The 26,286-nt window shown below is 63.9% G+C and carries 24 protein-coding genes and 1 pseudogene; 13 read left to right on the forward strand and 12 right to left on the reverse strand.

All coding sequences use genetic code 11. The features are described from left to right. Positions 1-30: 30 nt before the first annotated feature. Both NKH54_RS24845 and NKH54_RS24850 read left to right on the forward strand, forming a co-directional pair. Positions 31-672, forward strand: coding sequence for an LbetaH domain-containing protein (locus NKH54_RS24845; RefSeq protein ID WP_023733062.1), 642 nt, complete (start codon positions 31-33; stop codon positions 670-672). Positions 673-1,054: 382 nt separating this feature from the next. Then, on the forward strand, positions 1,055-1,486 hold the full coding sequence (locus NKH54_RS24850; protein ID WP_023750938.1) for a low affinity iron permease family protein: 432 nt from the start codon (positions 1,055-1,057) through the stop codon (positions 1,484-1,486). Positions 1,487-1,512: 26 nt separating this feature from the next. Here the strand turns inward: NKH54_RS24850 and NKH54_RS24855 are convergent, their stop codons facing one another. Further along, on the reverse strand, positions 1,513-2,379 hold the full coding sequence (locus tag NKH54_RS24855; RefSeq protein WP_023682121.1) for an SDR family NAD(P)-dependent oxidoreductase: 867 nt from the start codon (positions 2,377-2,379) through the stop codon (positions 1,513-1,515). 131 nt (positions 2,380-2,510) lie between these two features. Between NKH54_RS24855 and NKH54_RS24860 the strand changes: the two genes are divergently transcribed. After that, positions 2,511-2,792, forward strand: a complete 282-nt coding sequence (locus NKH54_RS24860; protein WP_023668298.1) for a hypothetical protein — start codon at positions 2,511-2,513, stop codon at positions 2,790-2,792. Positions 2,793-2,804: 12 nt separating this feature from the next. Here the strand turns inward: NKH54_RS24860 and NKH54_RS24865 are convergent, their stop codons facing one another. After that, the gene (locus NKH54_RS24865; protein ID WP_023682120.1) at positions 2,805-3,380 is read right to left on the reverse strand and encodes a TMEM175 family protein; all 576 of its coding nucleotides are present in this window, start codon (positions 3,378-3,380) and stop codon (positions 2,805-2,807) included. A 153-nt stretch (positions 3,381-3,533) separates the two neighbouring features. On the opposite strand from NKH54_RS24865, the gene NKH54_RS24870 reads away from it, so the two are divergent. Beyond that, positions 3,534-3,656: a hypothetical protein gene (locus NKH54_RS24870; RefSeq protein WP_353029218.1), complete on the forward strand. Its 123-nt coding sequence runs from the start codon at positions 3,534-3,536 to the stop codon at positions 3,654-3,656. Between the two features lie 3 nt (positions 3,657-3,659). After that, on the forward strand, positions 3,660-4,742 hold the full coding sequence (locus NKH54_RS24875) for an MFS transporter (RefSeq protein WP_353029243.1): 1,083 nt from the start codon (positions 3,660-3,662) through the stop codon (positions 4,740-4,742). 3 nt (positions 4,743-4,745) lie between these two features. Here NKH54_RS24875 and NKH54_RS24880 read toward each other — a convergent pair whose 3' ends face one another. Beyond that, a complete protein-coding gene (locus tag NKH54_RS24880; protein WP_023826608.1) occupies positions 4,746-6,218 on the reverse strand; it encodes an MATE family efflux transporter in 1,473 nt (490 codons plus the stop codon). Between the two features lie 176 nt (positions 6,219-6,394). On the opposite strand from NKH54_RS24880, the gene NKH54_RS24885 reads away from it, so the two are divergent. Next, positions 6,395-7,189 (forward strand): L,D-transpeptidase, encoded by a 795-nt coding sequence (locus tag NKH54_RS24885; protein ID WP_023826609.1) that lies wholly within the window; start codon positions 6,395-6,397, stop codon positions 7,187-7,189. Between the two features lie 78 nt (positions 7,190-7,267). Here NKH54_RS24885 and NKH54_RS24890 read toward each other — a convergent pair whose 3' ends face one another. Then, positions 7,268-8,743 (reverse strand): esterase-like activity of phytase family protein, encoded by a 1,476-nt coding sequence (locus NKH54_RS24890; RefSeq protein WP_353029219.1) that lies wholly within the window; start codon positions 8,741-8,743, stop codon positions 7,268-7,270. A 161-nt stretch (positions 8,744-8,904) separates the two neighbouring features. Then, positions 8,905-9,930 (reverse strand): LacI family DNA-binding transcriptional regulator, encoded by a 1,026-nt coding sequence (locus NKH54_RS24895; protein WP_023697001.1) that lies wholly within the window; start codon positions 9,928-9,930, stop codon positions 8,905-8,907. Between the two features lie 194 nt (positions 9,931-10,124). Between NKH54_RS24895 and NKH54_RS24900 the strand changes: the two genes are divergently transcribed. From NKH54_RS24900 to NKH54_RS24920, 5 genes are all read left to right on the forward strand, one after another. Next, on the forward strand, positions 10,125-11,156 hold the full coding sequence (locus NKH54_RS24900; RefSeq protein WP_353029220.1) for a Gfo/Idh/MocA family protein: 1,032 nt from the start codon (positions 10,125-10,127) through the stop codon (positions 11,154-11,156). Further along, on the forward strand, positions 11,156-12,061 hold the full coding sequence (locus NKH54_RS24905; protein WP_023744620.1) for a sugar phosphate isomerase/epimerase family protein: 906 nt from the start codon (positions 11,156-11,158) through the stop codon (positions 12,059-12,061). Before NKH54_RS24900 ends, NKH54_RS24905 begins: the two co-directional genes overlap by 1 nt. A 116-nt stretch (positions 12,062-12,177) precedes the next feature. After that, positions 12,178-13,191 (forward strand): substrate-binding domain-containing protein, encoded by a 1,014-nt coding sequence (locus NKH54_RS24910; protein WP_023682113.1) that lies wholly within the window; start codon positions 12,178-12,180, stop codon positions 13,189-13,191. A gap of 86 nt (positions 13,192-13,277) precedes the next feature. After that, positions 13,278-14,075: an ATP-binding cassette domain-containing protein gene (locus tag NKH54_RS24915; protein WP_023668308.1), complete on the forward strand. Its 798-nt coding sequence runs from the start codon at positions 13,278-13,280 to the stop codon at positions 14,073-14,075. Beyond that, positions 14,072-15,112 carry an ABC transporter permease gene (locus tag NKH54_RS24920; protein ID WP_023725342.1) on the forward strand — a complete coding sequence of 347 codons (1,041 nt, stop codon included), beginning with the start codon at positions 14,072-14,074 and terminating at the stop codon, positions 15,110-15,112. Before NKH54_RS24915 ends, NKH54_RS24920 begins: the two co-directional genes overlap by 4 nt. Positions 15,113-15,424: 312 nt before the next feature. Here the strand turns inward: NKH54_RS24920 and NKH54_RS32545 are convergent. Together NKH54_RS32545 and NKH54_RS24935 are read right to left on the reverse strand one after the other, a co-directional pair. Next, positions 15,425-18,329 (reverse strand): annotated as a pseudogene (locus tag NKH54_RS32545) (ATP-dependent helicase). A gap of 80 nt (positions 18,330-18,409) precedes the next feature. Beyond that, entirely contained in the window at positions 18,410-19,387 is a 978-nt protein-coding gene (locus tag NKH54_RS24935; RefSeq protein WP_353029221.1) for a DUF2059 domain-containing protein, read from the reverse strand. Positions 19,388-19,485: 98 nt separating this feature from the next. Here NKH54_RS24935 and NKH54_RS24940 point away from each other — a divergent pair, with 98 nt between their 5' ends. Then, positions 19,486-21,825: a glucose/quinate/shikimate family membrane-bound PQQ-dependent dehydrogenase gene (locus NKH54_RS24940; RefSeq protein WP_196814830.1), complete on the forward strand. Its 2,340-nt coding sequence runs from the start codon at positions 19,486-19,488 to the stop codon at positions 21,823-21,825. Between the two features lie 212 nt (positions 21,826-22,037). On the opposite strand, the gene NKH54_RS24945 is transcribed toward NKH54_RS24940, so the two are convergent. Then, positions 22,038-22,178 carry a hypothetical protein gene (locus tag NKH54_RS24945; RefSeq protein ID WP_023713551.1) on the reverse strand — a complete coding sequence of 47 codons (141 nt, stop codon included), beginning with the start codon at positions 22,176-22,178 and terminating at the stop codon, positions 22,038-22,040. A 295-nt stretch (positions 22,179-22,473) separates the two neighbouring features. On the opposite strand from NKH54_RS24945, the gene NKH54_RS24950 reads away from it, so the two are divergent. Next, on the forward strand, positions 22,474-23,379 hold the full coding sequence (locus tag NKH54_RS24950) for a dienelactone hydrolase family protein (RefSeq protein WP_023682108.1): 906 nt from the start codon (positions 22,474-22,476) through the stop codon (positions 23,377-23,379). A gap of 3 nt (positions 23,380-23,382) precedes the next feature. On the opposite strand, the gene NKH54_RS24955 is transcribed toward NKH54_RS24950, so the two are convergent. From NKH54_RS24955 to NKH54_RS24970, 4 genes are all read right to left on the reverse strand, one after another. Further along, positions 23,383-23,832 (reverse strand): response regulator, encoded by a 450-nt coding sequence (locus NKH54_RS24955; RefSeq protein ID WP_023668313.1) that lies wholly within the window; start codon positions 23,830-23,832, stop codon positions 23,383-23,385. Beyond that, complete coding sequence (locus NKH54_RS24960; RefSeq protein ID WP_023667428.1) at positions 23,829-24,977, reverse strand: histidine kinase dimerization/phosphoacceptor domain -containing protein; 1,149 nt, start codon at positions 24,975-24,977, stop codon at positions 23,829-23,831. Before NKH54_RS24960 ends, NKH54_RS24955 begins: the two co-directional genes overlap by 4 nt. Positions 24,978-25,235: 258 nt before the next feature. Next, a complete protein-coding gene (locus NKH54_RS24965) occupies positions 25,236-25,433 on the reverse strand; it encodes a hypothetical protein (RefSeq protein WP_013531006.1) in 198 nt (65 codons plus the stop codon). Between the two features lie 146 nt (positions 25,434-25,579). Continuing rightward, the gene (locus NKH54_RS24970; RefSeq protein WP_023712460.1) at positions 25,580-26,065 is read right to left on the reverse strand and encodes a thioesterase family protein; all 486 of its coding nucleotides are present in this window, start codon (positions 26,063-26,065) and stop codon (positions 25,580-25,582) included. Positions 26,066-26,286: the final 221 nt, after the last annotated feature.

Here is a 26,286-nt window from a genome sequence, read left to right on the forward strand (position 1 = left end):
TCCGCAATTGCGCGGGGGTAAATCCGCCAGATGGACCGTACCGAAAACCTCGTCCTGAAAGATCCCGAGCCGCGCATCCATTCGACCGCGGAGCTGAAAGCGTGCAAGCTTGGCCGCTATGCCTCGATCGGCGAACGGGTGGTGCTGCGCGAGGTCAATGTCGGCGATTTCTCCTATTTCGAGCGCCACGCCGAGGCGATCTACACGACGATCGGAAAATTCTGCTCGATCGCCGCCAACAGCCGCATCAATGCCTTGGAGCATCCGATCGAGCGGATCACGCAGCACAAGCTCAGCTACCGGCCGAACGAGTATTTCCGCTGGCTGGGCGTCGACGCGGCGTTCCGCGCGCGGCGGCAGGCCAAGGCGGTCGGCATCGGCAATGATGTCTGGATCGGCCATGGCGCCGTCATCATGCCCGAGATCAGCATCGGCAATGGCGCCATCATCGGCGCCAATTCGGTGGTGACGCGGGATGTGCCGGCCTACACAATCGTCGCCGGCGTACCGGCGAAGCCGTTGCGCATGCGCTTTCCCTCCGAGATCGCGGCGCGGATCGAAAGCCTTGCCTGGTGGGACTGGCCGCCGGAGAAACTCGCCAAAGCGGTTCCCGACATGCAGGCCTTGCCGATTGAGGATTTCCTCGATCGTTGGGAGCAAGAGCATTCCTGAGAGCTCGCCGCGCGTGCGCGGTTTCATCGACTGGCTGGCCGAAATCCTGGCGCCAAAATTCTGAACGGCACGTGTCGGGAAGAGTTCCGCCGGTCTGCGGCAACGCAACGGACCCCTTCCGCCATGCGGGGGTGGCGCAGCGGAAGGGGCTTGGAGACAAATCCGCCGTGAAGCGGAACGCACAGGTTTTGGCCTGCATGGTGACTAATGGCAACAAACCGATAAGGCGGCTTTTCACGGCGCTGCGCCTTTGGCCTGCATACAATTGCACCAGCGATGCCCTCTGCGACAGGGAACCGGAAGCGGCTGCCGGTTGTTTATTGTTGGAGCGATGAATGCGGCCTTGGTCAGCTCGTCGCGCTTTGAACGGTTGAGGATGTGAATGATCGAAAAGCTGTTTACCAGAATCGCCAACACCGTTTCGCACTTGGCGGGCCTGCCGCCGACTTTCATCGCCTGTTGCGCCATCGTTATCGTCTGGGCGGTAAGCGGGCCATTCTTCGGCTTCTCCGATACGTGGCAGCTCGTCATCAACACGGGAACGACGATCATCACCTTTTTGATGGTGTTCCTGATTCAGAACACCCAGAACCGCGACGGCGCCGCGGTTCAGGCCAAGCTCGACGAACTGATCCGCGTCAGCGAGGGCCACAATCATTTCATCGGCATCGAGCACCTGACCGAATCCGAGGTCGAGGAGATCAGAGACAAATGCGAGCGGGCGGCAAAACGCCATGACCACGAGCTCGCCGAACTGGCGGGCAAGAAGGCCGTCGCGCAAAAGCGCACCGCGAAAAAACGCGCGCCCGCCTGAGTCTCGGCTTTGGCTGAGTTCGACGATCAGTTTCCCATAAAGGCCGCGAAAGCGTCCTTATGGTCGGGGTGCCAGCGCGAGAGAGCAGGCCGGTTCTCGATGATGTCGCCGATCGCCCAGGCCATGCGCTTTTCATCGGTCGGCCGCATCACCTCATTGTCGGGGCACAGGATGTAGAAGTCCCCGCGCGCCAGCGAAGCCAGCATGAAGTCGACCACCTGCTCGCCGGTCCAGGCGCCAGCGGGTTTTTCGACCGCTCCTTCGGTGAGGCCGGTGAAGGTGAAGCCGGGAATGAGAAGATGCGCCGCGACCTTCGCGCCCGGCTCGTTGCGCAATGCGTGCGCCAGGCCTTCGGTGAACGTCTTCAATGCCGATTTGGATACGTTGTAGGCGAGATTGCCGGGTGGCGTGGTGATGCCTTGCTTGGAGCCGGTGTTGATGATCAGGCCCGGCTCTCCGGAGGCCAGCATGGCCGGCGCAAAGGCCTCGACGCCATGTACGACGCCCCAGAAATTGATGTCGATCAGCCGCTTCCAGGCGTCGCCGTTCTCCCACGGTTTTCCCGGATTGTTGCCGACGCCGGCATTGTTCATCAGCAGCGATACGGCGCCGAAAGCGGCATGCGTCTTTTCCGCCAGCCGGCCGAGTTCGTCGGCCTTCGAGACGTCTGTGGCGACGGCAAGCACGGCATTCTCGCCGGCGATCGCGGCGACTGCCTGGCGGGCCGCATCGAGGCGCGCGCCGCCAATGTCGGCCAGCACCAGTCTCATGCCCATAGCCGCCAGCCTTTTGGCAGCGGCAAGCCCGATGCCGCTGGCGCCCCCGGTGATGACGGCGACGTTGCCTCGGCTGAGGGCGGGCAAAGCGGATTGGATTTCGGCGTCGGAGGTCATGATCTTTTTCCTAGGGTTCGGGTGGCGCCGAACTTAGCGCGGGACGCGCATCGTGCAAGGCCGTCCCGCGTGTTCGGGTTGACCGCATCAACGGCGGCCGTGCATGCTGCGGCTGAACAGGAGACTGCCGATTGACCGACTGGGTTGCGATCCTGAAGGAGCAGACCGCCACCGGCGACCAGATGGGCCGCGAGGTGCCACAGATGCTTGCCAATCCGGACATAAGCGAAGCGCAGGTGAAGACCTTGTTTTCGGCACTCGAAAAACAGGCCGAGTTCGTCGAGAAATTGCGCATGGCGCTGGAAAAATTCGGCCATGATTTTTCGATCATCAAGGCGGCCGAGCGGCTGGAGGAGCGCTATGCCGACCTTGCGGCGTCGGTTGCCGAAAAGCTGAAGGCGATGCGCAAGTAGACGCGTCCTACGCTACTTTTCCAGCACCCGCGAAAAACGCGTGTCCGGCACGAACCAGACGGCGGCCACCAGCACGAAGATCGCAACGCCGATCCATTGGTTGACGAAGGCAAGCGGGACGGCGGCGGCGTAGAGGGCCACCGAGATCTTGCCCTTGCGGTCATTGCCCAGCGCCTTGGCGAAGGCGGTGTCGTTGCCGTGCAAATGGTGCAGCTTGGTGGCGAGAAAGGTGTAGGCGACCGCGCACAGCACCAGGTCGATGCCATAGACGGCGACGGGGACCGGCGCGAAATGGTTCTCGCCCATGAAGGCCGTCGTTGCCGGCATCAGCGACAGCCAGAACAGAAGGTTGAGGTTGGCCCACAGCACGCGGCCGTCGACCCTTTGGACGGTGTGGAACATGTTGTGCAGATTGTTCCAGTAGATACCGACATTGATGAACGACAAGACATAGCTGAAAAAGATCGGCCACAGAGGCAGAAGCGCTGAAAAATCCTCCCCATGCGGCACTTTCAGCTCCAGCACCATGATGGTGATGATAATGGCGACGACGCCATCGGTGAATGCCTCGACTCTGCCTTTTCCCATGGATTCTCCCTCTCGATGGAAAGACGTTAAGCGAGGATTTCGGGCAAGACCATCCTGACAAGGTTGTCAGGATGAAGTTCGGCGCGTGGAACGGCCATCCTTACATGGACGTTGGGGCGCAATTGGGCGTTGGGCGATTGGCCGGAGGTTGCCATGACCAGCTATGCCGAGACCATAACGCGCGACAATGGACTCGATGGCCGGCCCGCGATGGCCGCGGTTGCCGCCATGATCGCCGCTCTGTTCGCCGGCAGCACGGTGCTGACGCCGCTTTAAGTCATCTACAAGCAGGCCTTCGGTTTCTCGCAGATCACGCTGACGCTGGTCTACGCCGTCTATGTCGTCGGCAATCTCGGCGCATTGCTGATGTTCGGGCGCTTGTCCGACGGCATTGGCCGCCGTCCTGCGGCGCTGGCGTCGATGGCCATAGCGGTGGTCAGCGCGGTGGTGTTCCTGCTGGCCGAGAATGTCGCATGGCTCGATGTCGCCCGCATATTGAGCGGCCTTGGCATCGGCATCGGCGCGGGAACCGGCACGGCCTGGCTTGCCGAGTTGATCGAGGGTAAGGACAAATCGCGCGCGGCAATCATCGCCACCAGCACCAACTTCGTTGGCCTTGGCCTCGGCGCGCTGGCATCGGGCCTGCTCGCCGAATATGCGCCCTGGCCGTTGAGACTAACGTTTGCGGTCTATCTTGCCTTGCTCGTGGTGGTGACGCTGTTGATCTGGCGCACCAGGGAAACCGTTTCGCGGCCGGGAAGGCTGGCCGATGTTTCGCTGCGGCCGCGGCTGTCGGTGCCCGCTGATATCCGCGGCGCTTTCGTGGCGCCGGCCGTCACCGGCTTCGGCGCCATGGCGCTGGTCGGCTTCTATGCAGCCCTGGCGCCGAGCATCCTGGCGCAGCAGCTGCATGTGGCCAACCATGCCGAGGCTGGCGGGCTGTTCTTTGAACTGTCGATCGTTGCGGCCGCGACCATTCTGGCCACGACCCGACTGTCCAGTCGCGCCGGCATGCTGGCCGCGCTGGCGCTGATGATCCCGGCCGTAGGGCTGATGGTTGCTGCTCAGTTTTTCGCGTCGATGTCCCTGATGGTTGCCGCCACCGCTGTGTGCGGCGTGGCGGCGGCGCTCGGCTATCGCGGCGGCCTGCAGGTGGTGAACCAGATCGCACCTGCCGAGCGTCGCGCCGAATTGGTGTCGGCGTTCTTCATCTGCTGCTTCTGCGGCAATGCGCTGCCGGTGATCGGCATTGGGCTGCTGTCGAGTTGGGCCACTCCGACGACGGCAAGCCTGGCCTTCGCCGGCATGATCACGCTGTTCTCTGTCGTAGCGCTGGGGTTCGGCGTCAAATACGCGCGCTGAGCCTCACCCGTTTGGCGTCCCGGGCGCCATGTTTGCCCGTCCGCGCGGGATGCCGAGGCCGGTGTCGGGCGGCTCGCCGGCGGCCGGCCGGTCCTCGATCATGTGCATGGTGCGCCAGCGGCCGAAGCGATAATAGGCGGCGGCCAGCACCAGCGAGGTGATCGATCCCGCCGGAAAACTCCACCACAGCGCTTCCTCGCCGATGTAGCTCCTGAAGAAGTAGGCAAAGCCGGTACGCACGACCATCACGGAAATCACCAGAATGATCAGCGGCGGCATCACGGCACCGGTGGCGCGCACGGTCGCGAACAGCACGATGGTGACGCCGAACAGGATGAACGACCAGGACGCCACCTTGTTGATGTGGGCTGCAATGTCGATTGCGGTGCTGTCCCCGCTAAGGAACAGGCCGAGTACCGGCCTGTCGAAGAAGAACAGCAGCGCCACCAGGGCGCCGGTGAGCACCAGGTTGAAGCCGACGCCGGACGCCGCGATGCGACCGATGCGGTCCCACCGCCCTGCGCCGACATTCTGGGCCGCCATCGACGAGACTGCGGCGCCGATCGCCAGTGCAGGCATCTGGATATAGGTCCACAGCTGCGCCGCGATGCCATAGGCGGCGGCGACCTGCGAGCCGTAGGAGTTGACGATGCCCATCACGGTCAGCGCCGCCGCCGAAATGACGATCATCTGCAGGCCCATCGGCACGCCCTTGAAAACGACGATCCTGAGCAGCGCCGGATCCGGCCGCAGCAGAGCGAGGTTCGCGCCGGCGAGCCGCAACGGATGCTTTCTGGCATAAAGCACGACGAGGATGGCGATCACGCTCACCGTCTGGCCGATCAGCGTCGAGGTGGCGGAGCCGGCGATGCCGAGCTCGGGGAAGGGGCCGATGCCGCGAATGAGCAGCGGATTGAGGATGATGTCGAGCACGACGGCGAGCGCCATGAAGAAAAATGGCGTGCGCGAATCACCCGCACCGCGCAGCACCGTCATGACGAAGGACAGAAGATTCATCATCGGCACGGCGACGAAGATGATGCGCAGATAGGAGCGCGCCAGCGGCAGCGCATCGGGCGGGGTGCCCAGTGTGTTGAGGATGGCTTCGACCCAGATCCAGCCGCAGACGGCGAAGATAGCCGAGACGAGGAAGAAGAAGCTGGCGCTGGTGCCGACGATGCGCCGCGCCTCGGGCAGGTCGCGGGCGCCGACCGATTGCGCCACCAGGATGGTGGCGGCCATGCCGATGCCGAACACGGTGCCAAGAATCAGGAACAGCACCAGATTGGCGTTTGAGGTCGCCGTCAGCGCCGATTCACCGAGGAAGCGGCCGACCCAGACGGCGTTGATCGAACCGTTGAGCGACTGCAGCACATTGGAACCGAGCACCGGAAGCGCGAACAACAGCAGCGTGCGAGGGATTGGGCCGCTGGTGAGATCGCCGGTGCGCCGGCGCGGGGGTATTTTTTCGTCCATGGGCTGTTCGGCGAAGGTTCATCTCAAAGTCCGCCCGGCAATGATCGCCGATTTAACGGACAAGGTCGATGCGGCATCGGAACATCACGCTTAACGCGGCTGAGGCGATCAGGTTCTCAAAGCTTGCGTAATGGGCTATGGGTCATCGCCGCGAGGGGCCGCAAACCGGGGGGATCATGTCCGACAATCCATTATTTTCTGAGCGCCTGAATAGGCGCGCGTTTCTGGGAGCATCCACTTTGGGTGCCGCTGCCATGGCACTTTCGGCCTGCACAACCACTGATGTGGCAGTACCGCCGACGCCGGCGCCGGCACCCGCACCCGAGCCCGCTTTCGGCGATGCCGCCACCATGTATTCGGCGCGCGTCGATGAGGGCTTTTCATTGCCGGCAATCCCCGTCGCCAAGCTCGATCCGAAATTCGTGCGCCAGATCGTGGACGATCCGACCGGCGAAAAACCCGGCACGATCGTCGTCGATACATCCGAGCATTTTCTCTATCTGGTGCGCGACGGCGGCAAGGCAATGCGCTATGGCGTCAGCCTCGGCAAGGCCGGGTTTGGCTGGACCGGCAGCGCCGTGATCCAGGCGCGCAAGAAATGGCCGGTGTGGACGCCGCCGCCGGAAATGATCCAGCGCCGGCCGGAACTGGCGAAATACAAGGACGGCATGCCGCCCGGACCGCAGAGTCCGCTCGGCGCGCGCGCGCTCTATCTGTTCCGCGACGGCAAGGACACGATGTACCGGCTGCACGGCACGCCGGAATGGGATTCCATCGGCAAGAATGCGTCGTCGGGCTGCGTGCGCTTCATGAACCAGGACATCATCGACCTCTACAGCCGGGTCAACGGCGTAGCCCAGGTCTATGTGCGCCCGAACCTTTCGGCCGCGGGCAAGATCATGGCCGTGTCGAGCCGGACCGCCGAGGCGATCGATGCCGGCGTGCCAAGGGATGCGGAGATTTTGAAATAGGTGCCTTCACGGCATCGCTGATCACCGACAAACGGTTAGAGGCGGACGCGCCGGGCGCGTCCGCCTCTCCGTATACGGCTACTTCTTGGCGAGGCCCGGAAGCGTGACCTGATAGACCAGGAACATGGTATCGACATCGGCGCCGTCTTCGGCCTTGTAGGGCGCGCCGACTTGAAAACCGTCCTGGGTGAGAAAGTCGTTATCGTTGCCGACGAACAGGAAATAGTCGTCGGGCAGCGCCGGATCGAGCACGCTGACCACCGACATCGCTTCCCACTTCTCCGAGAGGTTGTTCTTGTCGTTCGGCTTGCCGTCATGCAGGCCGAAGCGGCCGAGTTCCTTGTTGTCGTTGATGTCTATGAACGGCGTCAGCTTGGCCGGCGTCACCGAGGGGTCGAGCACCCCCTTGGGCGCCACCGGCTTGTCGGCCGCATCGAAGGCGCCGCCGGCAATGTCGGTGGCGGCCGAGACGTCAACGACGAAGATCTGGCGCACAAGCGACGTGTCGCCCTTCACCCCCTGGCCGTTGCCGCTGTCGCGCGCCAGCATCAGGAAGGTCTTGTCGGACAGCGCCACGATCTCGCTCTGCGCGGCGACCTTGGTCTTGTCCTTGGCGTCCTTGAACACCGGCAGCGGCACGGCATATTCATGCACCAGCTTGAGATGGGCCGGGTCGGAGGCGTCGTAGACCAGCGCGCGGGTGTTTTGGCGCGTCGCGGGTGAATCGCCGCCATCCTGGCGGGGCGCCGACTGCAGCACAGTGATCAGCGACTTGCCGTCCGGCGTCAGCGCCATGCCTTCGAGGCCTTGATTGTTCTGGCGGCCGGTTTCGGGATCCTTCGGATCGGGTTCGGCTGCACCGGGGCCCGGATTGTCGGAGGCGAAGTTCGGCGCGCCCTTGCGCATCGGCACCAAAGCGGCGGGCGGCTGCGTTGCCGACAACAGATGGCCGTGGGCCGAGAAGCGGTAGATGTTGGGGCCGTATTCGTCAGAGATGAACATGGTGCCGTCGGGCAGCCGCGCGATCGCCTCATTGTCGAGCGCCAGCTTGCCATTGGCCTCGGGCAGGATCGGCAGGTCGCCATTGGCCGCGCGCACGCCGTTGAGCGGATCGAGGCCGGTGGCGTCAGCGCCGTTGTCGTCGGTGAGGACCAGGGAATCGGCAAGCGTCGCCTTGACGCCTGTCTGTTCCTGGCCGGAGGTGGGCGTGGCGCCTAGTGCTACCGGCGTGAACTCGATGCGAATAGTGTTGAGGCGCGGCCGGTAATCGGTGGTGCCGACGACATTGTAGCCACGGTCCGGCAGCAACCAGAGCGAGCCCTTGTAGCCGTCCGCGCCACGGGTCCAGCTTGCGGCGTCGATGGACATGCCGGAGCCGGAGCCGAAGGTCTCGCCGAACTTGTCCTTCTGATCGGCCGGGATGCGGCCGACGCCGACCAGGCCCTTGTTGACGAAGCCACCAACGGTGGCTGTGCTGTCGGCAAGGGCAGGGGTCAGGGCGGTAAACAGCGCCAGCGCGGCGCCGAGCGACACGGTTCGGTGCGAGATTTTCATGGAGATCCTCTTTGTGACAAGCCTTGAGCGGCGCAAAGGGGCCACCGCATCGCATCGACGATGTCGCCCTCTCGCAAAGCGGTCTAGGACGCGAACATGATACTTGCGTGACAGAGCGGGCCTCTTCCTTCTCCCTTGTGGGAGAAGGAAGAGACGCACTATCAATCGCTGTCGCGGGCGATCAGCTCCAGCGGCCAGACTTCGCGGATGATGCGCGGACCTTCCGGGCCGGCAAAGGCGGGAAGCGAGGCCAGCAGCATTTCGGCCAGCCGCCGGCCCATCGGCTCCAGCGACGGACGGAAGGCGGTCAGTGCAGGTGAAAAATAGCGGCAGAGCGGCGTGTCGACGATGACGATCACCGCGATGTCGTGGCCGGGCCTGATGCCCATTTCGGCCAGTGCCTTGCAGCCGCCGAGCGCCATTGCGTCATTGTTGAAGATGATGGCTGTGGGCCGGTCCTTGGAGAGCATCACGCGCGGCGTCACCTGGTAGCCTCCGGCCTCGTTGATGAAGCCGTCGGCGATCAGGCCGGGGTCGACTTCGATGCCATGCCGCCCCAGCGCCTTGCGGTAGCCGTCGAGGAACAGGTAGCCGAAGTTGAGATCCAGCGAAGGGCGGATGGCGGCAATGCGGCGGTGGCCGCGCGCGACCAGCCGGTCGACGGCTTCATCACCCGCCCTCTCGAAATCGATATCGAGCGAAGGATAGGTGTCGTCGCCGGATTGACTTCGGCCAAGCGTGGCGAAGGGAAAGCCAGCCTTGCTGAGATAGTCGATCCGATCGTCTTCCCGCCGTGTATTGGCCAACACGACCGCGTCGGCCCGGCGCGTCTCAACCACGCGCCGCAGCCTCTCCTGCTGATATTGACCGGGCTCACCCATGACGACCATCAGATCCAGGTCATCCTCGGCAAGCCGGCCCTGCAGACCGATCAGGAACGGGATGAAGAACGGTTCGCCATATTGCTGGTCGCCCGGATGCGGCTGCAGCATGAAGGCGATCGAATGGGTGGTGCCTTGCCGCAGGCTGCGGCCGGACTGGTTGGGCGAATAGTTCAATTGCTTGGCGGCGGCGAGCACGCGCTGGCGGGTGTCGGCATTGACGTCGGCGCGGCCGTTCAGCGCCCGCGACACGGTGCCGATCGAAATGTTCAGGTGACGCGCAAGGTCATGGATGCTGGACGCCAAGGACAGTTCTCCCCCTGTCTTGGCTAGCACCGGCTGCCGCCCAGGCCAAGGCTTCGGGATGATTTTCGCTGGCAGCCGATTGACATTCTACGCCATCGGGTGTGTTCTCGTAAACGTTTACGGAGAAACGTTTACGGTGATGCCGGAAATGCCGTGACATTCGGTCCGGAGGGGCCGGACGGGAGGAATGCCGGATGATGAATGCCGTCCTCGTCGGCTGTGGAGCGATGAGCAAGGCCTGGCTCGATGCCGCGAGGCAGATCGACGGGCTGGCCATTGTCGGCCTGGTCGATCTCGACGCCGAACGGGCGCGGGCGAGGGCACGCGAATACGGGCTCGACGGCGCGGTCATCGGCACCAGCCTCGATCAGGTTCTCGACCAGACCAAACCGCTAGCGGTGTTCGATGTCGTGGTTCCCGCCGCCCGCCGCGACGTCGCCTTTTCCGCCTTTGCCCACAATTGCCATCTGCTCACCGAAAAGCCGCTCGCCGATACTCCGGAAAATGCCCGCGCCATTGTGGACGCGGCGCGCCAGGCAGGGCGCGTTCATGCCGTGGTGCAGAACCGCCGCTACGTCGCCAATGTCCGGCGCATAAGGCGCTTTCTCGACTCCGGCGCCATCGGCAAGCCAACCAGCATCCATGCCGATTTCTTCGTCGCGCCGCATTTCGGCGGCTTTCGCGAGGAGATGGCGCATGTGCTCTTGCTCGACATGGCGATCCACACATTCGACGCCGCCCGCTACATGGTCGCAGGCGATCCCGCCGGTGTTTTTTGCCAGGAATGGGAGCCGGCCAATTCCTGGTACCGGCAGGGTTCCTCGGCCAGCGCTATCTTCGATCTCGGTGGCGGCAAGCGGTTCACCTATGCAGGCTCTTGGTGCGCGGCGGGCTTCCGCACCAGTTGGGAGAGCACATGGCGCATCGTCGCCGAGCACGGCAGCCTGGTCTGGGACGGCGAGGACGGGCTGAAGGCCGAAGTTGTGTTGTCGGTCCGCGACGGCCTGTTCGACCTGACCCAACCCATCACAGTGCCGCCGCTCGATCCCGCCGACCGCATCGGCGGTCATCTCGGCATCATCAAGGATTTCATCCACGCCATCGAGACCGGCAGCGAGCCGGAAACGCGTGGCAGCGACAACATCAAAAGCCTGGCCATGGTTTTTGGCGCCATCGAAAGCGCCGAGACCGGACGGCGCGTCGCAATCACACAGGAAGCATCATGATGCCAAACCCGCTTCTCGACATCCGGATCGGCACCATGGTGCGGGCCAATCTCGAAGACCCGGCCGCCTACATCAAAGAGATTCTGCCGCTCGGCTTCGAGAGCATCCAGCCCTTCTTCTGGCAGACGCTGGGCGGCAAGGATTTGCCGCGGCTCGCCGGCGAGATCCGCGAGGCGATCGGCGATGCCGATGTCGTCGTGTCGTCGATCGGTGTGTTCGGCAATCCGCTGGAGGATGGCGAGGTCGATCGCGGCGTGCTCGCGGCCTGGGAAACGGTGATCGACAATGCGCATCTGTTCGGCGCCTCGACGGTCAGCGGCTTCACCGGCCGCCTGCGCGGCAAGAAGCTGACCGACAGCCTGCCGCGCTTCCGTGAGGTCTGGGGGCCGCTGGCCAAACGCGCCGCCGACAAGGGCGTGCGCATTGCCTTCGAAAATTGCGCCATGGACGGCAACTGGGCCGCCGGCGACTGGAACATCGCCCACAATCCGGACGCCTGGGAGCTGATGTTCAACGAATTGCCCGACGACAATCTCGGCCTCGAATGGGAGCCCTGCCACCAGCTTGTCTACCTCATCGACCCGATGCCGCAGATCCGCAAATGGGCGCCGCGCATTTTCCATGTCCACGGCAAGGACGCGACGGTGCGCTGGGATGTGATCCGCGAGCACGGCGTGTTCGGCAAGCTGCCCTTCGTGCAGATGCGCACGCCCGGGTTTGGCGACAGCGACTGGACGCGGGTGATCAGCGAATTGCGGCTGGCCGGTTACAAGGGCGCCATCGACATCGAGGGCTGGCACGACCCGGTCTATCGCGGCGACCTCGAAATCACAGGCCAGGTGCGCGGGCTGGAATACCTCAAGCAATGCCGGGGAGGAGCGACCTACCTGCCGAACCCGGCGTGACCGAGGGCCGGTGGGAGGAGCCGGCCTGACAGATTCCCAAGCACTGCCGACAAGCACTGCCGACAGGCGAACGACGAAACCCCTCGGCTCACCGAGGACAAAAGGGAGGAACGTGCATGAGCATCGCAATGAGAACGACACTTCTGCGCTCGACCGTCGTGGCCGCCGCCACGGCGCTGTGCGCTGCCATCTCCACTCTGCCGGCGCAGGCGCTCGACGCCCAGTGGTGCAAGGATGTCCACATCCGCTTTTTCGTCGGCGGCGCCGAGGGCGACGCTTTCGGCACCATCGTCTACAATGGCGCCAAGCAGGCGGCGTCCGATCTCGGACCCAAGGTCGACTACATCTTCTCGCAGTGGGACGTCGAGAAGATGGTTCAGCAATTGCGCGAGGCCGTCGCCGTGAAGCCCAACGGCATTGCCATGATGGGCCATCCCGGCGACGCCGCGATCATGCCGCTGGCCGAACAGGCGCACAAGGACGGCATCAAGATGATGTACCAGAACGTGCCGGTGCCGACGGTGGTGGCTGCGTTCGGCGGCGGCTATGTCGGCGCCCAGCAGGAGCAGCAGGGCCGCGCGCTCGGCGTCGAAGCGTTCAAGCTCGGCAATCTCAAGTCCGGCGACAAGGCGATCATGATCGGCCCGTTCGAGAACGAGGCCCGCGGCGCGCGCGAGCGCGGCACGGTGGCAGCACTCAAGGAAGCCGGCGTCGAGGTCATCCAGCTGTCGTCGCCGCCGAGCGGCGAATGGGCGTCCGACCCCAATCTGGCGATACCGGTGATCACCGCGGCCCTGCTCAACAATCCCGACGTCAAGGCGGTCGGCTATCCCGGCGGCCAGATGCTGGGCAACGTCGCCACCTACATGCAGGCGGCGGGGCGCAAGCCGGGCGACATCTTCAATTTCGGCTTCGACACCAGCCCGCAGATCGTCGAGGCGTTCAAGGGCGGCTGGGTGCAACTGACGGCCGATCAGCAGCCGTTTCTGCAAGGCTATCTGCCGATCCTCAGCCTTTGCCAGCAGGTGGTGCTGGGCCTGGCGCCGATGAATGTCGACACTGGCGCCGGCTTCGTCACGCCGCAGAATTACGAGATCGTCGCCGAGCTCGCCAAGCAGGCGCTGCGCTGACCTCCCAAACTGCCGGCTGGGCGCAAGCCCGGCCGGCAGGACCGCCGGCACCAGGCCGGGATGATACCACAGGAGCGAGGATCGCCATGGCCGAACGCATCATCGAACTGCGCGACATCAGCAAATCCTATGGCCAGGTCTATGCGCTGGGCGGGGTCAATCTCTCGGTCGACCGCGGCGAGGTGGTTGGCTTGATCGGTGACAATGGCGCCGGCAAATCGACGCTGATCAAGATCCTGTCCGGCGTCGTCAAGCCGACCAGCGGCGAGATCCTGGTGCGCGGCAAGCCGGTGACCGGCTGGAGTGCGGCACGCTCGCGCGACGCCGGCATCGAGACGGTCTTCCAGGACCGGGCGCTGGCCGTGCAGCAGACCATCGTGCGCAACATCTTCATGGGCCGCGAACTCACCGGCTTCATGGGCTTTCTGAAGGTCAATAAAGAGATAGAGGAGGCGAGCCGGCTGATGCGCGAGATCGGCTTTACCTCGAAGGTGTTCACGCCGCACTCGATCGTCGGCCAGCTCTCGGGCGGCGAGCGCCAGGGCGTGGCGATCGCGCGCGCCATCTACAAGCAGGCCGAGCTGATCATCCTTGACGAGCCGACGACGGCGCTGTCGCTGACCGAGACCGCCAAGGTCTTCCATTTCGTGCGCCAGGTGCGGGCGAGCGGCCGTTCGATCCTGTTCATCGGCCACAACATCCACCATGTCTTCGACATCGCCGACCGCTTCGTGGTGATTGACCGCGGCAAGGTGGCGCTGACCGCCGATCGCACCGAGGTCAAGTCGGCCGAAGAGCTGATCAATTTCATGGAAGACGTTGCGCATCCCGGAGGATTGCCGGGGCTGCACGAGGCCGGCGACGCGGAGAGGGCAGCACGATGAGCAAGACCATGGAACCCGATCTGCAGAGCCCGCTCGGCGGCAAGGCGGCCCGGCCTGAGTGGAAGCACCCGTCCGACCATTGGCTGCGCGGTTTCGTCATCGACAACCGCGCAGCGCTCGGCACGCTCGCCGTGTTCATCATCATGATGGCGGCGTTCCTGATCGCCAACCCAACCGTGTTCACCACCTGGTATCTCTACAGATCCGTGCTGACCACGCTGCCCGTTGCGCTGTTCGTGGTGGTGCCGCTGGTCTTCGTCGTCACTTGCGGCGAGATCGACCTGTCATTTCCCGCAACCATGGGCTTTGCCTCGTGGGTGTTCGCGCTGGTGGTGCAGGCCGGCTATGATCCGTTCCTCGGCATTGCTGCCGCACTCATCACCGGCACGCTGCTCGGCTTTCTCGTCGGATCACTGGTCGTTTATGGCGGGCTGTCGTCGCTGATTGCCACGCTCGGCATGAATTTCCTGCTGCGCGGCCTAATCCAGATCATCAACGAGGGCAGGTCGACGGCGCTGACCGGTCTCAGCGACAGCTGGGCGTACACCATCTTCTCCAGTCAGGTGTGGGGTTTTCCGGTACAGGTCTTCTGGGCACTCGCCTTCGTCATTTTGTCGGCAATGCTCTACAACCGGCACCGCTTCGGCGCGCAGGTGAGGGTGGTCGGCGACAACCCCGACAGCGCCCAGCAGATGGGCATCGACGTCAAACGCGTGCGGGTGAAAGTGTTCATCTTCACCGGGATCGGGGCGGCGATCGCCGGTACGTTCTCGGTGATGATCAACTTCACCTGGTGGCCGACCGCGGGCGACGGCTATCTGCTGCCGGTGCTGGCATCAGTGTTCGTCGGCGGCACGCCGACCTGGGGCGGCATCGGCACGGTCGCCGGCGGCGCGATCGGCGCGGTCACCGTATCCTTCATCCAGACCGGCGTCGTGGCGGCGGGCTTGAGCGGCTTCTACGTGCAGTTCTTCAACGGGCTGATCATCATCCTGTCGCTGCTGGGGCATAAGTGGAACCAGGCAAGGTATAGGTGAGGGGCTAATTGACGGGGACGCTCATGTTGCGGACCGCATGCCCCGACGATTGGGCAGACGCCCGTCGCTTCGTCATTCTAGGGCGGAGCAGGAGCGAAGCTCCGTCGCGTAGACCCTGGAATCCATTCCGTGACCTTGGAGTGCAGCTGCGCAGGATTCCGCACCGTGGCAACGCGTTGAAGACGCGGGATGGATCCTCGAGTCTACGCTGCGTCGCCACGCTCCTTGCTCCGCCAGTGGATAACGAGGCGGGGAGGGCTCCGCCAGACTACAACAATGTGGTCGCTTGTAGGACAACAGGACAAGCGGCGCTCACACCGCCGCCACAAACCCGTCCAGCACGCGTTTCTGGCCGGCCTTGTCGAAGTCGATGGTCAGCTTGTTGCCTTCGATGTTGGAGATGTTGCCGTTGCCGAATTTCTGGTGGAAGACGCGGTCGCCGACGCTGAAGGGCGACGGCGTGTCGGCGACGGATTTGGCGACCAGTTCGCCGTCAATGGTGCGGCCTTTGACGCTGGTTCGGCCGGCGCCGTAGCCGGAGTCGGTCTCGCCATAGCCGATGCGCTCGACCTGGTGGCCGGAGCGCGAACCCCAGTTGCGGTCGGTGGCCTCGGTGCGGTTGGCCTGCGCGCGCTGCCAGCCGGGCGTCGCATAGGTGTTGGAGAAGGCGCCGGGATTTTCCGCGCCGACATTGTCGAAGCGCGAGGCGCCGTAGGGGTTCTGCCGTCCTGCGCCCTGGCCGCCACGGCCAGAGGCGAACGAACCGCCGCCATAGGAATTCCCGTAGCCGCCGTAGGAGTTGCCGCTTTCGGCGACCTCGACATGGGCTTCCGGCAGTTCGTCCAGAAAGCGCGACGGGATGGTCGATTGCCACAGGCCGTGGATGCGGCGGTTGGAGACGAACCACAGATGCAGGTTCTTCTTGGCCCGGGTCAGGCCGACATAGGCGAGGCGGCGCTCTTCCTCCAGGCCTGAGCGACCGCCTTCGTCCAGCGCGCGCTGATGCGGGAACAGGCCTTCCTCCCAGCCGGGGAGAAAAACCGTCTCGAATTCGAGGCCTTTTGCCGAATGCAGCGTCATGATGTTGACGGCGTCCAACTCGGCATTCTGCTCGGCGTCCATGACCAGGGCGACATGTTCGAGGAAGGAGCGCAGCGATTCATACTCCTCCATCGAGCGGATCAGCTCTTTCAAGTTTTCCAGCCGGCCCGGCGCCTCGACCGAACGGTCGTTCTTCCACATGTCGGTGTAGCCGCTCTCCTCCAGAATGGTCTCGGCGAGTTCGGTGTGCGGCGTGGTTTCCAGCGCCTTCTGCCAGCGCTCGAAATTGGCCGCCACTTCGCGCAAGGCCGCGCGCGGTTTCGGCTTCAGCTCGTCGCTTTCCGCAAGCTTGGCGGCTGCCTCCAGCATCGGGATGCGCAAGGTCCGCGCCGTGTCGTGGATCTGGCGGATGGTGGCTTCACCCAGGCCGCGCTTGGGGACATTGACGATGCGCTCGAAGGCGAGGTCGTCGGCGCCCTGCGCGACGACGCGGAAGAAGGCCAGCGCATCGCGGATTTCCATGCGCTCGTAGAAGCGCGGGCCGCCGATGACGCGGTAATTGAGGCCGAGCGTGACGAAGCGGTCTTCGAATTCGCGCATCTGGAAGGAGGCGCGGACCAGGATGGCCATGTCGTTCAGCTTGTGCTTGGCACGCTGGTAGGTCTCGATGGTTTCGCCGACGGCGCGGGCTTCCTCCTCGGAATCCCAAGCGGCGTGAACATGCACCTTCTCGTCGTCCTCGGCGACCTTCTCGGTGAACAGCGTCTTCCCGAAGCGACCCTCATTGTGGGCGATGAGGTGCGAGGCAGTGCCGAGGATGTGCGCGGTCGAGCGATAATTGCGCTCCAGACGGATGATGGTGGCGCCGGGAAAATCCTTGTCGAAGCGCAGGATGTTGTCGACCTCGGCGCCACGCCAGCCATAGATCGATTGGTCGTCGTCGCCGACGCAGCAGATGTTGACTTTGTTTTCGCTCACGGGCCGTTCCGCGCCTGCCGGCGCAGGCCCTCCGCCCCCTCTTTTTTGCGCGCCTTCGGCGTCGCGGGAGTCGCCTCGCAACGGCTCGGACGCCCGGTCGGGCTTGCGGCCTTCGGCCGAGCGCGCTTTACCCTCCCCTGGATGGGGAGGGTCGCCGCGAAGCGGCCGGGAGGGGTGACTGGCGCCGGCGCTGCGGCCCCCCCCCCCCCCGCGCCGCGCGGCGCCCCGCCCCCCCCCCCGGGGGGGGGGGGGGGGTGGTGGGGGGCGCCGCCCGCCCGCGCGCGGGGGGGGGGGCCGGGGCGCCGCCCCGCCCACCCCCCCCCGGCCCCCAACGGGGCGCGACCTCCCCCATCGAGGGGGAGGTAGGTCTTTGCGCCAGCAGCCGCAGCCACATGTATTGCGCGGTGTTGGTGTCCTGGTACTCGTCGACGAGGATGTATTTGAAGCGCTTGTGGTAGTCCTTCAGCACGTCCGGATTGGCGCGGAAGATGCGGATCGGGTGGCAGAGCAGATCGCCGAAGTCGCAGGCGTTCAGCGTCTTCAGCCGCTCCTGATAGGCCTTGTAGAGTTCCCGGCCCTTGCCGTTGGCGAAGCTGCGGGCATCGCCCTCGGCAATGTCGGCCGGGCCTTGGCCCTTGTTCTTCCAGCCGTCGATCATCTGCGCGAACTGCTTGGCCGGCCAGCGCTTGTCGTCGAGGCCTTCGGCCTGGATCAGCTGCTTGATCAGCCGTACGACGTCGTCGGTGTCGAGGATGGTGAAATCGGATTTGAGCCCGGCCAGCTCGGCGTGGCGGCGCAAGAGCTTGACGCCGATGGAGTGGAAGGTGCCGAGCCACGGCATGCCCTCGACGGCTTCGCCGACGAGATGGCCGATGCGCTGCTTCATCTCGCGCGCGGCCTTGTTGGTGAAGGTCACCGCCAGGATCTGCGAGGGGAAAGCCCTGCCGGTGGCCAGGATATGGGCGATGCGGGTGGTCAGCACGCGGGTCTTGCCGGTGCCGGCGCCGGCCAGCACCAGGACCGGGCCTTCGGTGGTTTCCACCGCCAGCCGCTGCTCGGGGTTGAGGCCGTTGAGATAATCGGGTGCGCTGTTGGGTCCGCTGCGGGCCGCCATGGCGCGCGCGGCTATGCCCGACGGGGCCGCGGGCCGCGCATTGGGTTCGTCGAAAAAGGGCATTTCTTCCGCAAAGCCGGACATCTCCCCCGAATGTAGTGATTCGGGAGCGAAAGACCAGAAGTGTCTACGTTTTGTTCTGCTAAAGTGCCCGATACTGCGGCTCAGGCCTTTCGGTAACCGAGCGCGACGAACAATCGATGTCCGAACGAGCGCGCTTCCTCTGTCATCACCATGCCAAAGGCCGTCAGCATCTGGTCGTAATAGCGGCTGCCCGCGGGTGACGCCAGGAATGTCGAGTACAGTCTGAGATTGCCGAGCGGGAGATCCCGGTACGTATAAGCGCTACCCTGCATGGCATTCTGTTCGATGTTCTGGCGAATTTTCACGGATTGCTGACGCACCAGCGCCATGATCTGTTCGTCCGACAGAGGCTTTCCGGCTGCGCCCAGCATCCCCGTGACCATCGCGTAGCTCATGTTCAGCGCTATCGCCTCGCCGGTGTCGACAGCGCTGATATCGTCGATGATCTTGCGGTACAATTCGAGCCGGGCTGGATCCTTGGTCGGAAGCTCGGCGAGGATTTGCTTGCCCTCTGTCTTCTTGCTTTGCCTGCCTTCCGGGCCAGACGACTGAATTTCCAAAGCGGTGACGTGCTTGCCCAACGGGGAAGCGTAAAACGCTGCGAGGTCGGACAGATCGGTGGCCGACAGCCTGTCCGCCATCCGCGATTCGATGGCAGTCTCCATTTTGACTGCGTCGAAGGCGCCTTCCAGCGCGACCGACAAGGCGTCCTGGAAATTTGCCGGTAACGGTTCGGGTATGGATTTCGTGGCTGCGGCGATGCCGGGACCGATGCCCATCAGCATCTCGTGAAAGCCGTTTGCCTTGTTGATCTCGCTCAGCGTCTGTGCCGGCGCGGCCACTGTGCCGGTCGTGAGCGCGACGAAGCTACAGAGGACAAGGACTACTCGCGTCAGAGGCGAGGCGAATGACATCACTCTGGTTGCTCCTGATGGTTGGTCGAAAGCAGACTGCTGGAAAACCCGGATGCCGGCAAGGCGGGATTGCCACCTGGGCGTGTGGCCTCGAAAAAACGCCCTGTGCGCGGAGCCTGCGGCATGGCCGTTTGGTTTCGCCATGGATCGCTCCCCGGCGGCTTGACAGGCACGGCGGGCGGGAGAAGGTTGTACCGCCGGGGGCAGGATTGGCATACCTTTGCCCATGGCCGCGCCGCGGAATGCGCATCAGTCGAAGGAGTATCGTCTTGGCTGTCGTCATCACCTCCCTCATCCTGTTCCTCATCGGCCTCGCACTTGGCGGCGGCGGCGTCTGGCTCGCGATGCTGGGCGGCAGCTGGTACTATGTCGTCACCGGTCTCGCCTTCCTCATCGCCGCATGGCTGCTCTTCCGGCGCAAATCGACGGCGCTCTGGCTCTACGCGGCGATCGTGCTCGGCACGCTGGCCTGGGCGGTGTGGGAAATCGGCTTCGACTGGTGGGAACTCGGACCGCGCGGCGGCATCATCGTGCTTCTGGCGCTGTGGCTGCTGACGCCTTGGGCAAGGCGGGGCCTGATCGGCCCCGACGCGCGCGCGCCGCTCATTCTGGCCGTGCTCGCATCGCTCGCCGTCGCCGGTTATTCGATGACGGCCGATCCCAAGGACATCGCCGGCGACCTCAGCGCCGACAAGGTGACGCCGACTGCCGATCTCGGCGGCAATGTGCCTCCGGGCGAATGGCATTTCTACGGCCGTACGCAATTTGGCCAGCGCTATTCGCCGCTCGACCAGATCACGCCCGACAATGTCGCCAAATTGCAGCCGGCCTGGATCTACCAGACCGGCGACGTGAAAGGGCCGGACGATGTCGGCGAAACCACCTACCAGGTGACGCCGCTGAAGGTGGGCGATGCGCTCTATATCTGCACGCCGCACAATTTCGCCATCGCCATCGATGCCGCCACCGGCAAGGAGAAATGGCGTTTCGATCCCAAGATCAAGCTCGACAAGGACCGCCAGCACCAGACCTGCCGCGGCGTGTCCTATTATGCCGATGCCAAGATCGCCGCCGGCCAGCCTTGCGCGACGCGCGTCTATCTGCCGACCTCGGATGCGCGGCTGATCGCGCTCGACGCCGCCAACGGCCAGGTCTGCCCGTCCTTCGCCGAAGCCGGCACGCTCAATTTGTTGACCAACATGCCGTATCCGAAGTCGGGCTATTATTACTCGACCTCGGCGCCGCTGATTGCGGGCGGCAAGATCATCATCGGCGGCGCGGTCAACGACAATTATTCGACGCAAGAGCCGTCCGGCGTCATCCGGGCCTTCGACGTCGACACCGGCGCCCTGGTGTGGAACTGGGATTCCGGCAATCCGGACCAGACAACGCCGCTGGCGGCAGGCCAGACCTACACCCACAACTCGCCCAACATGTGGTCGACGGCAAGCGCCGACGAGAAGCTCGGCCTGCTCTATGTGCCGCTCGGCAACCAGACGCCGGACCAGCTCGGGATGGGCCGCAGCGCCAATGTCGAGAAGTTTTCCTCCTCGATCACCGCGCTCGATCTGGCCACCGGACAAGTGCGCTGGGTGCGGCAGACCGTGCATCACGACCTCTGGGACATGGATGTGCCGGCACAGCCGACCCTGGTCGACATCACCACCGCTGCCGGCGTCGTTCCGGGCCTGGTTGGACCGACCAAGCAGGGCGACCTCTACGTGCTCGACCGGCGCAGCGGCGAGCCGATCATCCCGATCAAGGAAGTGCCGGCGCCGGGCGGCGCTGTCGAGGGCGATCACACGTCGCCGACGCAGCCGGTCTCGGATCTCTCCTTCAATCCGAGGCCGCTGACCGGCGCCGACATGTGGGGCATCACCATGTTCGACCAGCTGGCCTGCCGGATCGAATTCCAGGGCCTGCGCTACGAGGGCCGCTACACCCCGCCATCGGTGCAGGGGTCGCTGGTCTATCCCGGTAATTTCGGCACATTCAACTGGGGCGGCGTCGCCGTCGATCCGGTGCGGCAGGTGATGTTCGGCATGCCGACCTATCTGGCGTTCAAATCGCAGCTCATTCCGCGCGACCAGGTGCCGCCGCCGGATGAGGGGCGCGGCAGCGAGCAGGGGCTGAACCGCAATGAGGGCGCACCCTATGCGGTGGTGATGGGGCCGTTCCTGTCGCCGCTCGGCGTGCCCTGCCAGGCGCCGCCATGGGGCTATGTGGCGGGAGCGGACCTCAGAACCGGCAAGATCGCCTACAAGCACCGCAACGGCACCGTCTACGACATGACGCCGTTGCCCTTGCCGCTGAAGGTCGGTGTTCCCGGCATTGGCGGGCCGATGATCACCGCCGGCGGCGTCGTCTTCCTGGGCGCGGCGGTCGACGACTATCTGCGCGCCTATGACCTGACATCGGGCAAGCAGCTTTGGCAGGCCAGGCTGCCGGCCGGTGGGCAGTCGACGCCGATGACCTACACCGTCGCCGACGGCCGCCAGTTCGTGGTCATCGTCGCCGGCGGCCATGGCTCGGTCGGCACCAAGCCCGGCGACTATGTGATGGCCTATACGCTGCCGAAGTAGCAGCGATGTGACTTAGGTAAGTGATCGGCCCGGCAGATATTCTGTCGCGCCGCCCCTCATCTGCCTGCCGGCATCTATACGGGGAGAAGTGCCCGGCAGGGCGATGAGGGCAGCAGCAGCCTTGGTCAGCTTGCGTAAGAGATGGCCTTTGAGGCTGGGCACGGAGCCCAGTACTTCATTGGTTAGCTGCGGCCCTGTTTCGGCCTGCTGGATCAGCGTGGTGCCGGCCGACGCCGGTCGACGCGGACCTTCACCATCCGAGCGGCGGCTGCGGCAGCAGCGGAGCGCATTGCCAGCAAGGCAGCAACAGCAAGCACGAGCGCGCTTGCAAGGATCGGAGTAGACAAGGTCATGGCGTTGTTCCTTCTCGTCGGGCTCGCCGCTACGAGCGAGACCATCATCAGCTTCCTTCCATATTGTGGCGGCACCATCGACATTCTCTGAAATGACCAAAATGTGATGGGCGCGTTCGGCGGGGCGGCCGCATCGTTCGATGGCGCAAGCGTCACCCGTCCGAGACTGGACCGTGCGAGCTTGCACCCTATCTTGATCCGCGAGTCATCCCGGAGTGACCGCGAGGTCATCCCGGAGTGACCGTGAGATCATCCCGGAGTGACCGTGAGATCATCTCCTAACGAGGAGCACGCCATGACGAAACCCACCGCCGAAGCCGTCAAACCTGCCAAACCTGCCATCACCCAGGCGATGATCGATGCCTATGACGAATACACGCATCTGACGCTCGACCGCCGCCGCTTCATGGAACAGCTGACCAGGCTTGCCGGATCGGGCGCGGCGGCGGCCGCGATCGCGCCGCTGCTTGCGGCGAATTCGGCGCAGGCGGCAATCGTCGCCGACAACGATCCGCGCGTGAAGGCTGAAGATATCACCTATTCCGGCAGCAGCGGTGAGATGAAGGGCTATCTGGTCAGGCCGGCGGACCAGTCCGGCAAGCTCGGCACCGTCATCGTGGTGCATGAGAACAGGGGGCTCAACCCGCATATCAAGGATGTTGCGCGGCGCGTTGCGCTGGAAGGGTTCGTGGCGCTGGCGCCGGATTTCCTGTCGCCGCTCGGCGGCACGCCCGCTGACGAAGACAAGGCGCGCGACATGTTCACCAAGCTCGACGCCAGCCAGGTCACCGCCGATGGCCTGGCGACCATCGCCTATCTCAAGGGCGAGAAGGACGGCAACGGCAAGGTCGGTGCTGTCGGCTTCTGCTGGGGCGGCGGCACGGTCAACAATCTGGCGGTCAACGCGCCCGATCTCGCCGTCGGCGTCGCCTATTACGGCATGCAGCCGAAGGCCGAGGATGTGGCGAAGATCAAGGCGGCGCTGTTGCTGCACTATGCCGGGCTCGACGAGCGCATCGACGCCGGCATCGATGCCTACAAGAAAGCGCTCGACGCCGCCCATGTCGAATACACGCTCTATGTCTATGACGGCGTCAACCATGCCTTCAACAACGACACCTCGGCCGCGCGCTACGACAAGAAGGCAGCCGATCTCGCCTGGGGACGGACGATCGCTTTCCTCAAGGAGAAGCTGGCGTAGGCTTCAGGCCGCCGACGACGCCCATACGCTTTCATAGGCCGGCGACAGCGTAAAACCGGCCGGCAGCACCGAGACCGGGGGCGGGCGCCGCACGCCCTCCTGCAGATAGCGCAACGCCGACACCAGTCCGTTCATCGTGTAGGGCTTGGCGATGACGCCGATCGCGCCGGCGAAATGGTCGGGGATGCGTTTTGGATTGGCGGTCATGAACACCACCATGGAACGGTTACCCTCGCGGATATGCTCGGCAACCTCGACCCCGGTTGGTCCGTCGGCGAGGTGGATATCGACAAAGGCAATATCGGCATCGGCGGTATCAATCATACCTCTTGCTTCGGCCAAGGATGTCGCCCAACCCACAACGCTGTGGCCGGCTTCCTCGACGAGGCTTTCCAGTTCCATCGCCAGCAACGCCTCGTCCTCGACGATCAGGACCTTGAGCGGTTCGTTCATGACAGCTTCCCTTTCTGCTGCGGTTCGTTCGGCATCGAGATGACGACCTTTGTGCCCGGGCCGGCGTCGCGCCATTCGATGTCGGCATGCAACTGCCGGGCAAGCGACTTGATCAGCCGCATGCCGAAGGAAGCATCGCCACTGGCCTCGGCCATGCCGACGCCGTCATCGGAAACCTCGATGTTGAAGTGGCCGTCGGGCTGGCTCATCTTGATGCCGATGCGCCCCGCGGTGGTGCCGTCCGGCTTTGCCTTGAAGGCGTGCTTCAGCGCGTTGGTGACAAGCTCATTGACCATCAAGGCAACAGGCGTGGCTTTTTCGGCCGGAATGACGATGGGTTCGAGGTCCAGCGTCGGCTTGATCTCGGCGCGTCCGGATGCGGTCAGCAGGTCGGTGACCAGATCCCTGGCGAAATCCGAGACATCGAAGCGGCTGACATCCTTTGACTGGTAGAGACGGCGATGCACCGTGCTCAGCGCCTCGATGCGCTCCAGCATGGTGGTCAGCGATCGCTTTGTCGCTTCATCCTTGATTGCCCGGCTTTGCATGATGATCAGCGAGGAGATCATCTGCAGGTTGTTTTTCACCCGATGGTCGACCTCGTGCAGCAGCGTGGTCTGCGCCTCAAGGGCGGCCTCAAGCTCGCGTGTGCGTTCCTTGACAGCCTTTTCAAAACGGTTCTTGTCGGCGGTGATGCGATCCTCGGAGCGCTTGCGATCGGAGACGTCGAGCTGTGAGGCAAAGAAGAACAGGAGTTCGCCTTTGTCGTTGGAAACCGGGCTGATGTAGAGCGCATTCCAGAACGTCGAGCCGTCCTTGCGGTAGTTCAACAGATCGATGGCGATATCGGTTCCCGCTGCTATCGCGTCGCGCACGCTAGCCACAGCTGCCTTGTCTGTCTCTGGCCCCTGCAGGAAGCGGCAGTTCTTGCCCATGACCTCGTCGCGCTCGTAGCCGGTCAGGCGCAGGAACGCGTCATTGGCAAAGACGATCGGATTGTCCGCCTGACGGGGATCGGTGATGACCATCGACATGCGGGTGGCGCGGATGGCGGCCGCGAACGGATCGCCCTTGCCGTGCTCGGCATGCAGATTGTCCGTCATGTGCCATGCGTCGGCCGGTTCCCTGGTCCTTTTCCAGTCCATGCTTTCACTCCAAGCCGTTTTTCAGGGGTCACAACGGCTTAGACGTGGAATTGGTTCAATCTTGATCTTCTTGTCGCGGGCAGCCATTTGCGGAACCGAATCGCCGGTTCCACAACGGATTGAAATAAATGGGTTTGAAGGTTGTCGGATGTAGCCGATTCGCTGAAAGCAGGGGTGGCGCCGACCTATAGAAATGATCAGGTCGCAATTGTCCGTGGCGGCGCTCGCCAGTGTCGGCTTCTCAGAGCAGGGGAAACGTCAGGCGTGGCCACGCTTCATGCGCGCCTGCTTCAGGATGGCGCGCCAGCGGATCATGTCGAAGGGGATAGGCTCGTTGTTGTTGGCGATGTGGAAGATCTCGTTGTTGACGTTCTTCAACGAGCGCCAGAAATCATAGTCGGTGATGCGCGGATCGGCAGCCAGCCTGTCCACCTCGACCTTGATGTCGGTTTTCATGCACGTTCCTCGAACCGCCTGTTGCCCGCCGCCCGCATCGCAACTCGCATGGCACCGTTCTCAAACGGTCCGCTGAGTCGTTCAATGGCTCAAATGGCTTGTTCACGTTAAAACCTTGGTAAGGTTAACGCGGGCGCGGCAGCGCTTCAAGCGGTCCTGCGGCGAATACCGATCGAACGGCCGGCGCGTTCGGGCATCGGCAGTGCAGAGTGGGCGGCGCGCATCGCTTCCACCTTGGCCTGCACGTCGGCGGGGAAGGGCGCGACTTTCGGCCCGGACATGTCGACATGCAGCGACAGGGTTTCGGAAGTGGCGGCGAGCCAGCCATCGACATGGCGGATTTCCTGGTAGGCCCGCAGCCGCTTGTCGTCGTGATCGATCAGCTGGAAGGATACGACGACTTTGTGTTCGAGGTGCAGTTCCTGGACATAGCAAACATGGACTTCGGCCGTGTAGATGGTCAGGCGCCGCTCTTTGACATAGTCCAGCCCCATGCCCATCGCCTCGAACGCCTCATCCGAGCAGCGGTCGAACAACACGTTGTAATAGGCCATGTTGAGATGGCCGTTGTAGTCGATCCAGTCCTTCTCGATGTCCATCGGTTTGGAAACGAAGGGGGCAGGGATGGGCATGGAAACTTCCTTGTTCTGGTGCTGGACCGAGTTCAGGTGCTGGACAGGGCGTGGCCGCTGAGACTAGAGCGGTTCACCGTCTCGCGGAAACGGTGAACCGCTTTAGTTTTTGTTTTGACGCAATCCCGGACGGAAAACCGCTTCACACTTTTCCTGGAATTGCGTCATGTGCATCCATAATCGCATAACAAGCATGGACGCTGGTCCATTCGCGGAGGAAT

Source organism: Mesorhizobium sp. M1004 (assembly GCF_040318795.1).
Lineage (GTDB): Bacteria > Pseudomonadota > Alphaproteobacteria > Rhizobiales > Rhizobiaceae > Mesorhizobium.

Excerpts from the sequence above, each read along its gene's own strand:
- NKH54_RS24845 (WP_023733062.1), top strand. The coding sequence starts at position 31 with ATGGACCGTACCGAAAACCTCGTCCTGAAAGATCCCGAGCCGCGCATC.
- NKH54_RS24850 (WP_023750938.1), top strand. The coding sequence starts at position 1,055 with ATGATCGAAAAGCTGTTTACCAGAATCGCCAACACCGTTTCGCACTTG.
- NKH54_RS24855 (WP_023682121.1), bottom strand. The coding sequence starts at position 2,379 with ATGACCTCCGACGCCGAAATCCAATCCGCTTTGCCCGCCCTCAGCCGA.
- NKH54_RS24865 (WP_023682120.1), bottom strand. The coding sequence starts at position 3,380 with ATGGGAAAAGGCAGAGTCGAGGCATTCACCGATGGCGTCGTCGCCATT.
- NKH54_RS24870 (WP_353029218.1), top strand. The coding sequence starts at position 3,534 with ATGACCAGCTATGCCGAGACCATAACGCGCGACAATGGACTCGATGGC.
- NKH54_RS24880 (WP_023826608.1), bottom strand. The coding sequence starts at position 6,218 with ATGGACGAAAAAATACCCCCGCGCCGGCGCACCGGCGATCTCACCAGC.
- NKH54_RS24885 (WP_023826609.1), top strand. The coding sequence starts at position 6,395 with ATGTCCGACAATCCATTATTTTCTGAGCGCCTGAATAGGCGCGCGTTT.
- NKH54_RS24890 (WP_353029219.1), bottom strand. The coding sequence starts at position 8,743 with ATGAAAATCTCGCACCGAACCGTGTCGCTCGGCGCCGCGCTGGCGCTG.
- NKH54_RS24900 (WP_353029220.1), top strand. The coding sequence starts at position 10,125 with ATGATGAATGCCGTCCTCGTCGGCTGTGGAGCGATGAGCAAGGCCTGG.
- NKH54_RS24905 (WP_023744620.1), top strand. The coding sequence starts at position 11,156 with ATGCCAAACCCGCTTCTCGACATCCGGATCGGCACCATGGTGCGGGCC.
- NKH54_RS24910 (WP_023682113.1), top strand. The coding sequence starts at position 12,178 with ATGAGCATCGCAATGAGAACGACACTTCTGCGCTCGACCGTCGTGGCC.
- NKH54_RS24915 (WP_023668308.1), top strand. The coding sequence starts at position 13,278 with ATGGCCGAACGCATCATCGAACTGCGCGACATCAGCAAATCCTATGGC.
- NKH54_RS24920 (WP_023725342.1), top strand. The coding sequence starts at position 14,072 with ATGAGCAAGACCATGGAACCCGATCTGCAGAGCCCGCTCGGCGGCAAG.
- NKH54_RS24935 (WP_353029221.1), bottom strand. The coding sequence starts at position 19,387 with ATGGCGAAACCAAACGGCCATGCCGCAGGCTCCGCGCACAGGGCGTTT.
- NKH54_RS24940 (WP_196814830.1), top strand. The coding sequence starts at position 19,486 with ATGCGCATCAGTCGAAGGAGTATCGTCTTGGCTGTCGTCATCACCTCC.
- NKH54_RS24945 (WP_023713551.1), bottom strand. The coding sequence starts at position 22,178 with ATGACCTTGTCTACTCCGATCCTTGCAAGCGCGCTCGTGCTTGCTGTT.
- NKH54_RS24950 (WP_023682108.1), top strand. The coding sequence starts at position 22,474 with ATGACGAAACCCACCGCCGAAGCCGTCAAACCTGCCAAACCTGCCATC.
- NKH54_RS24955 (WP_023668313.1), bottom strand. The coding sequence starts at position 23,832 with ATGAACGAACCGCTCAAGGTCCTGATCGTCGAGGACGAGGCGTTGCTG.
- NKH54_RS24960 (WP_023667428.1), bottom strand. The coding sequence starts at position 24,977 with ATGGACTGGAAAAGGACCAGGGAACCGGCCGACGCATGGCACATGACG.
- NKH54_RS24965 (WP_013531006.1), bottom strand. The coding sequence starts at position 25,433 with ATGAAAACCGACATCAAGGTCGAGGTGGACAGGCTGGCTGCCGATCCG.
- NKH54_RS24970 (WP_023712460.1), bottom strand. The coding sequence starts at position 26,065 with ATGCCCATCCCTGCCCCCTTCGTTTCCAAACCGATGGACATCGAGAAG.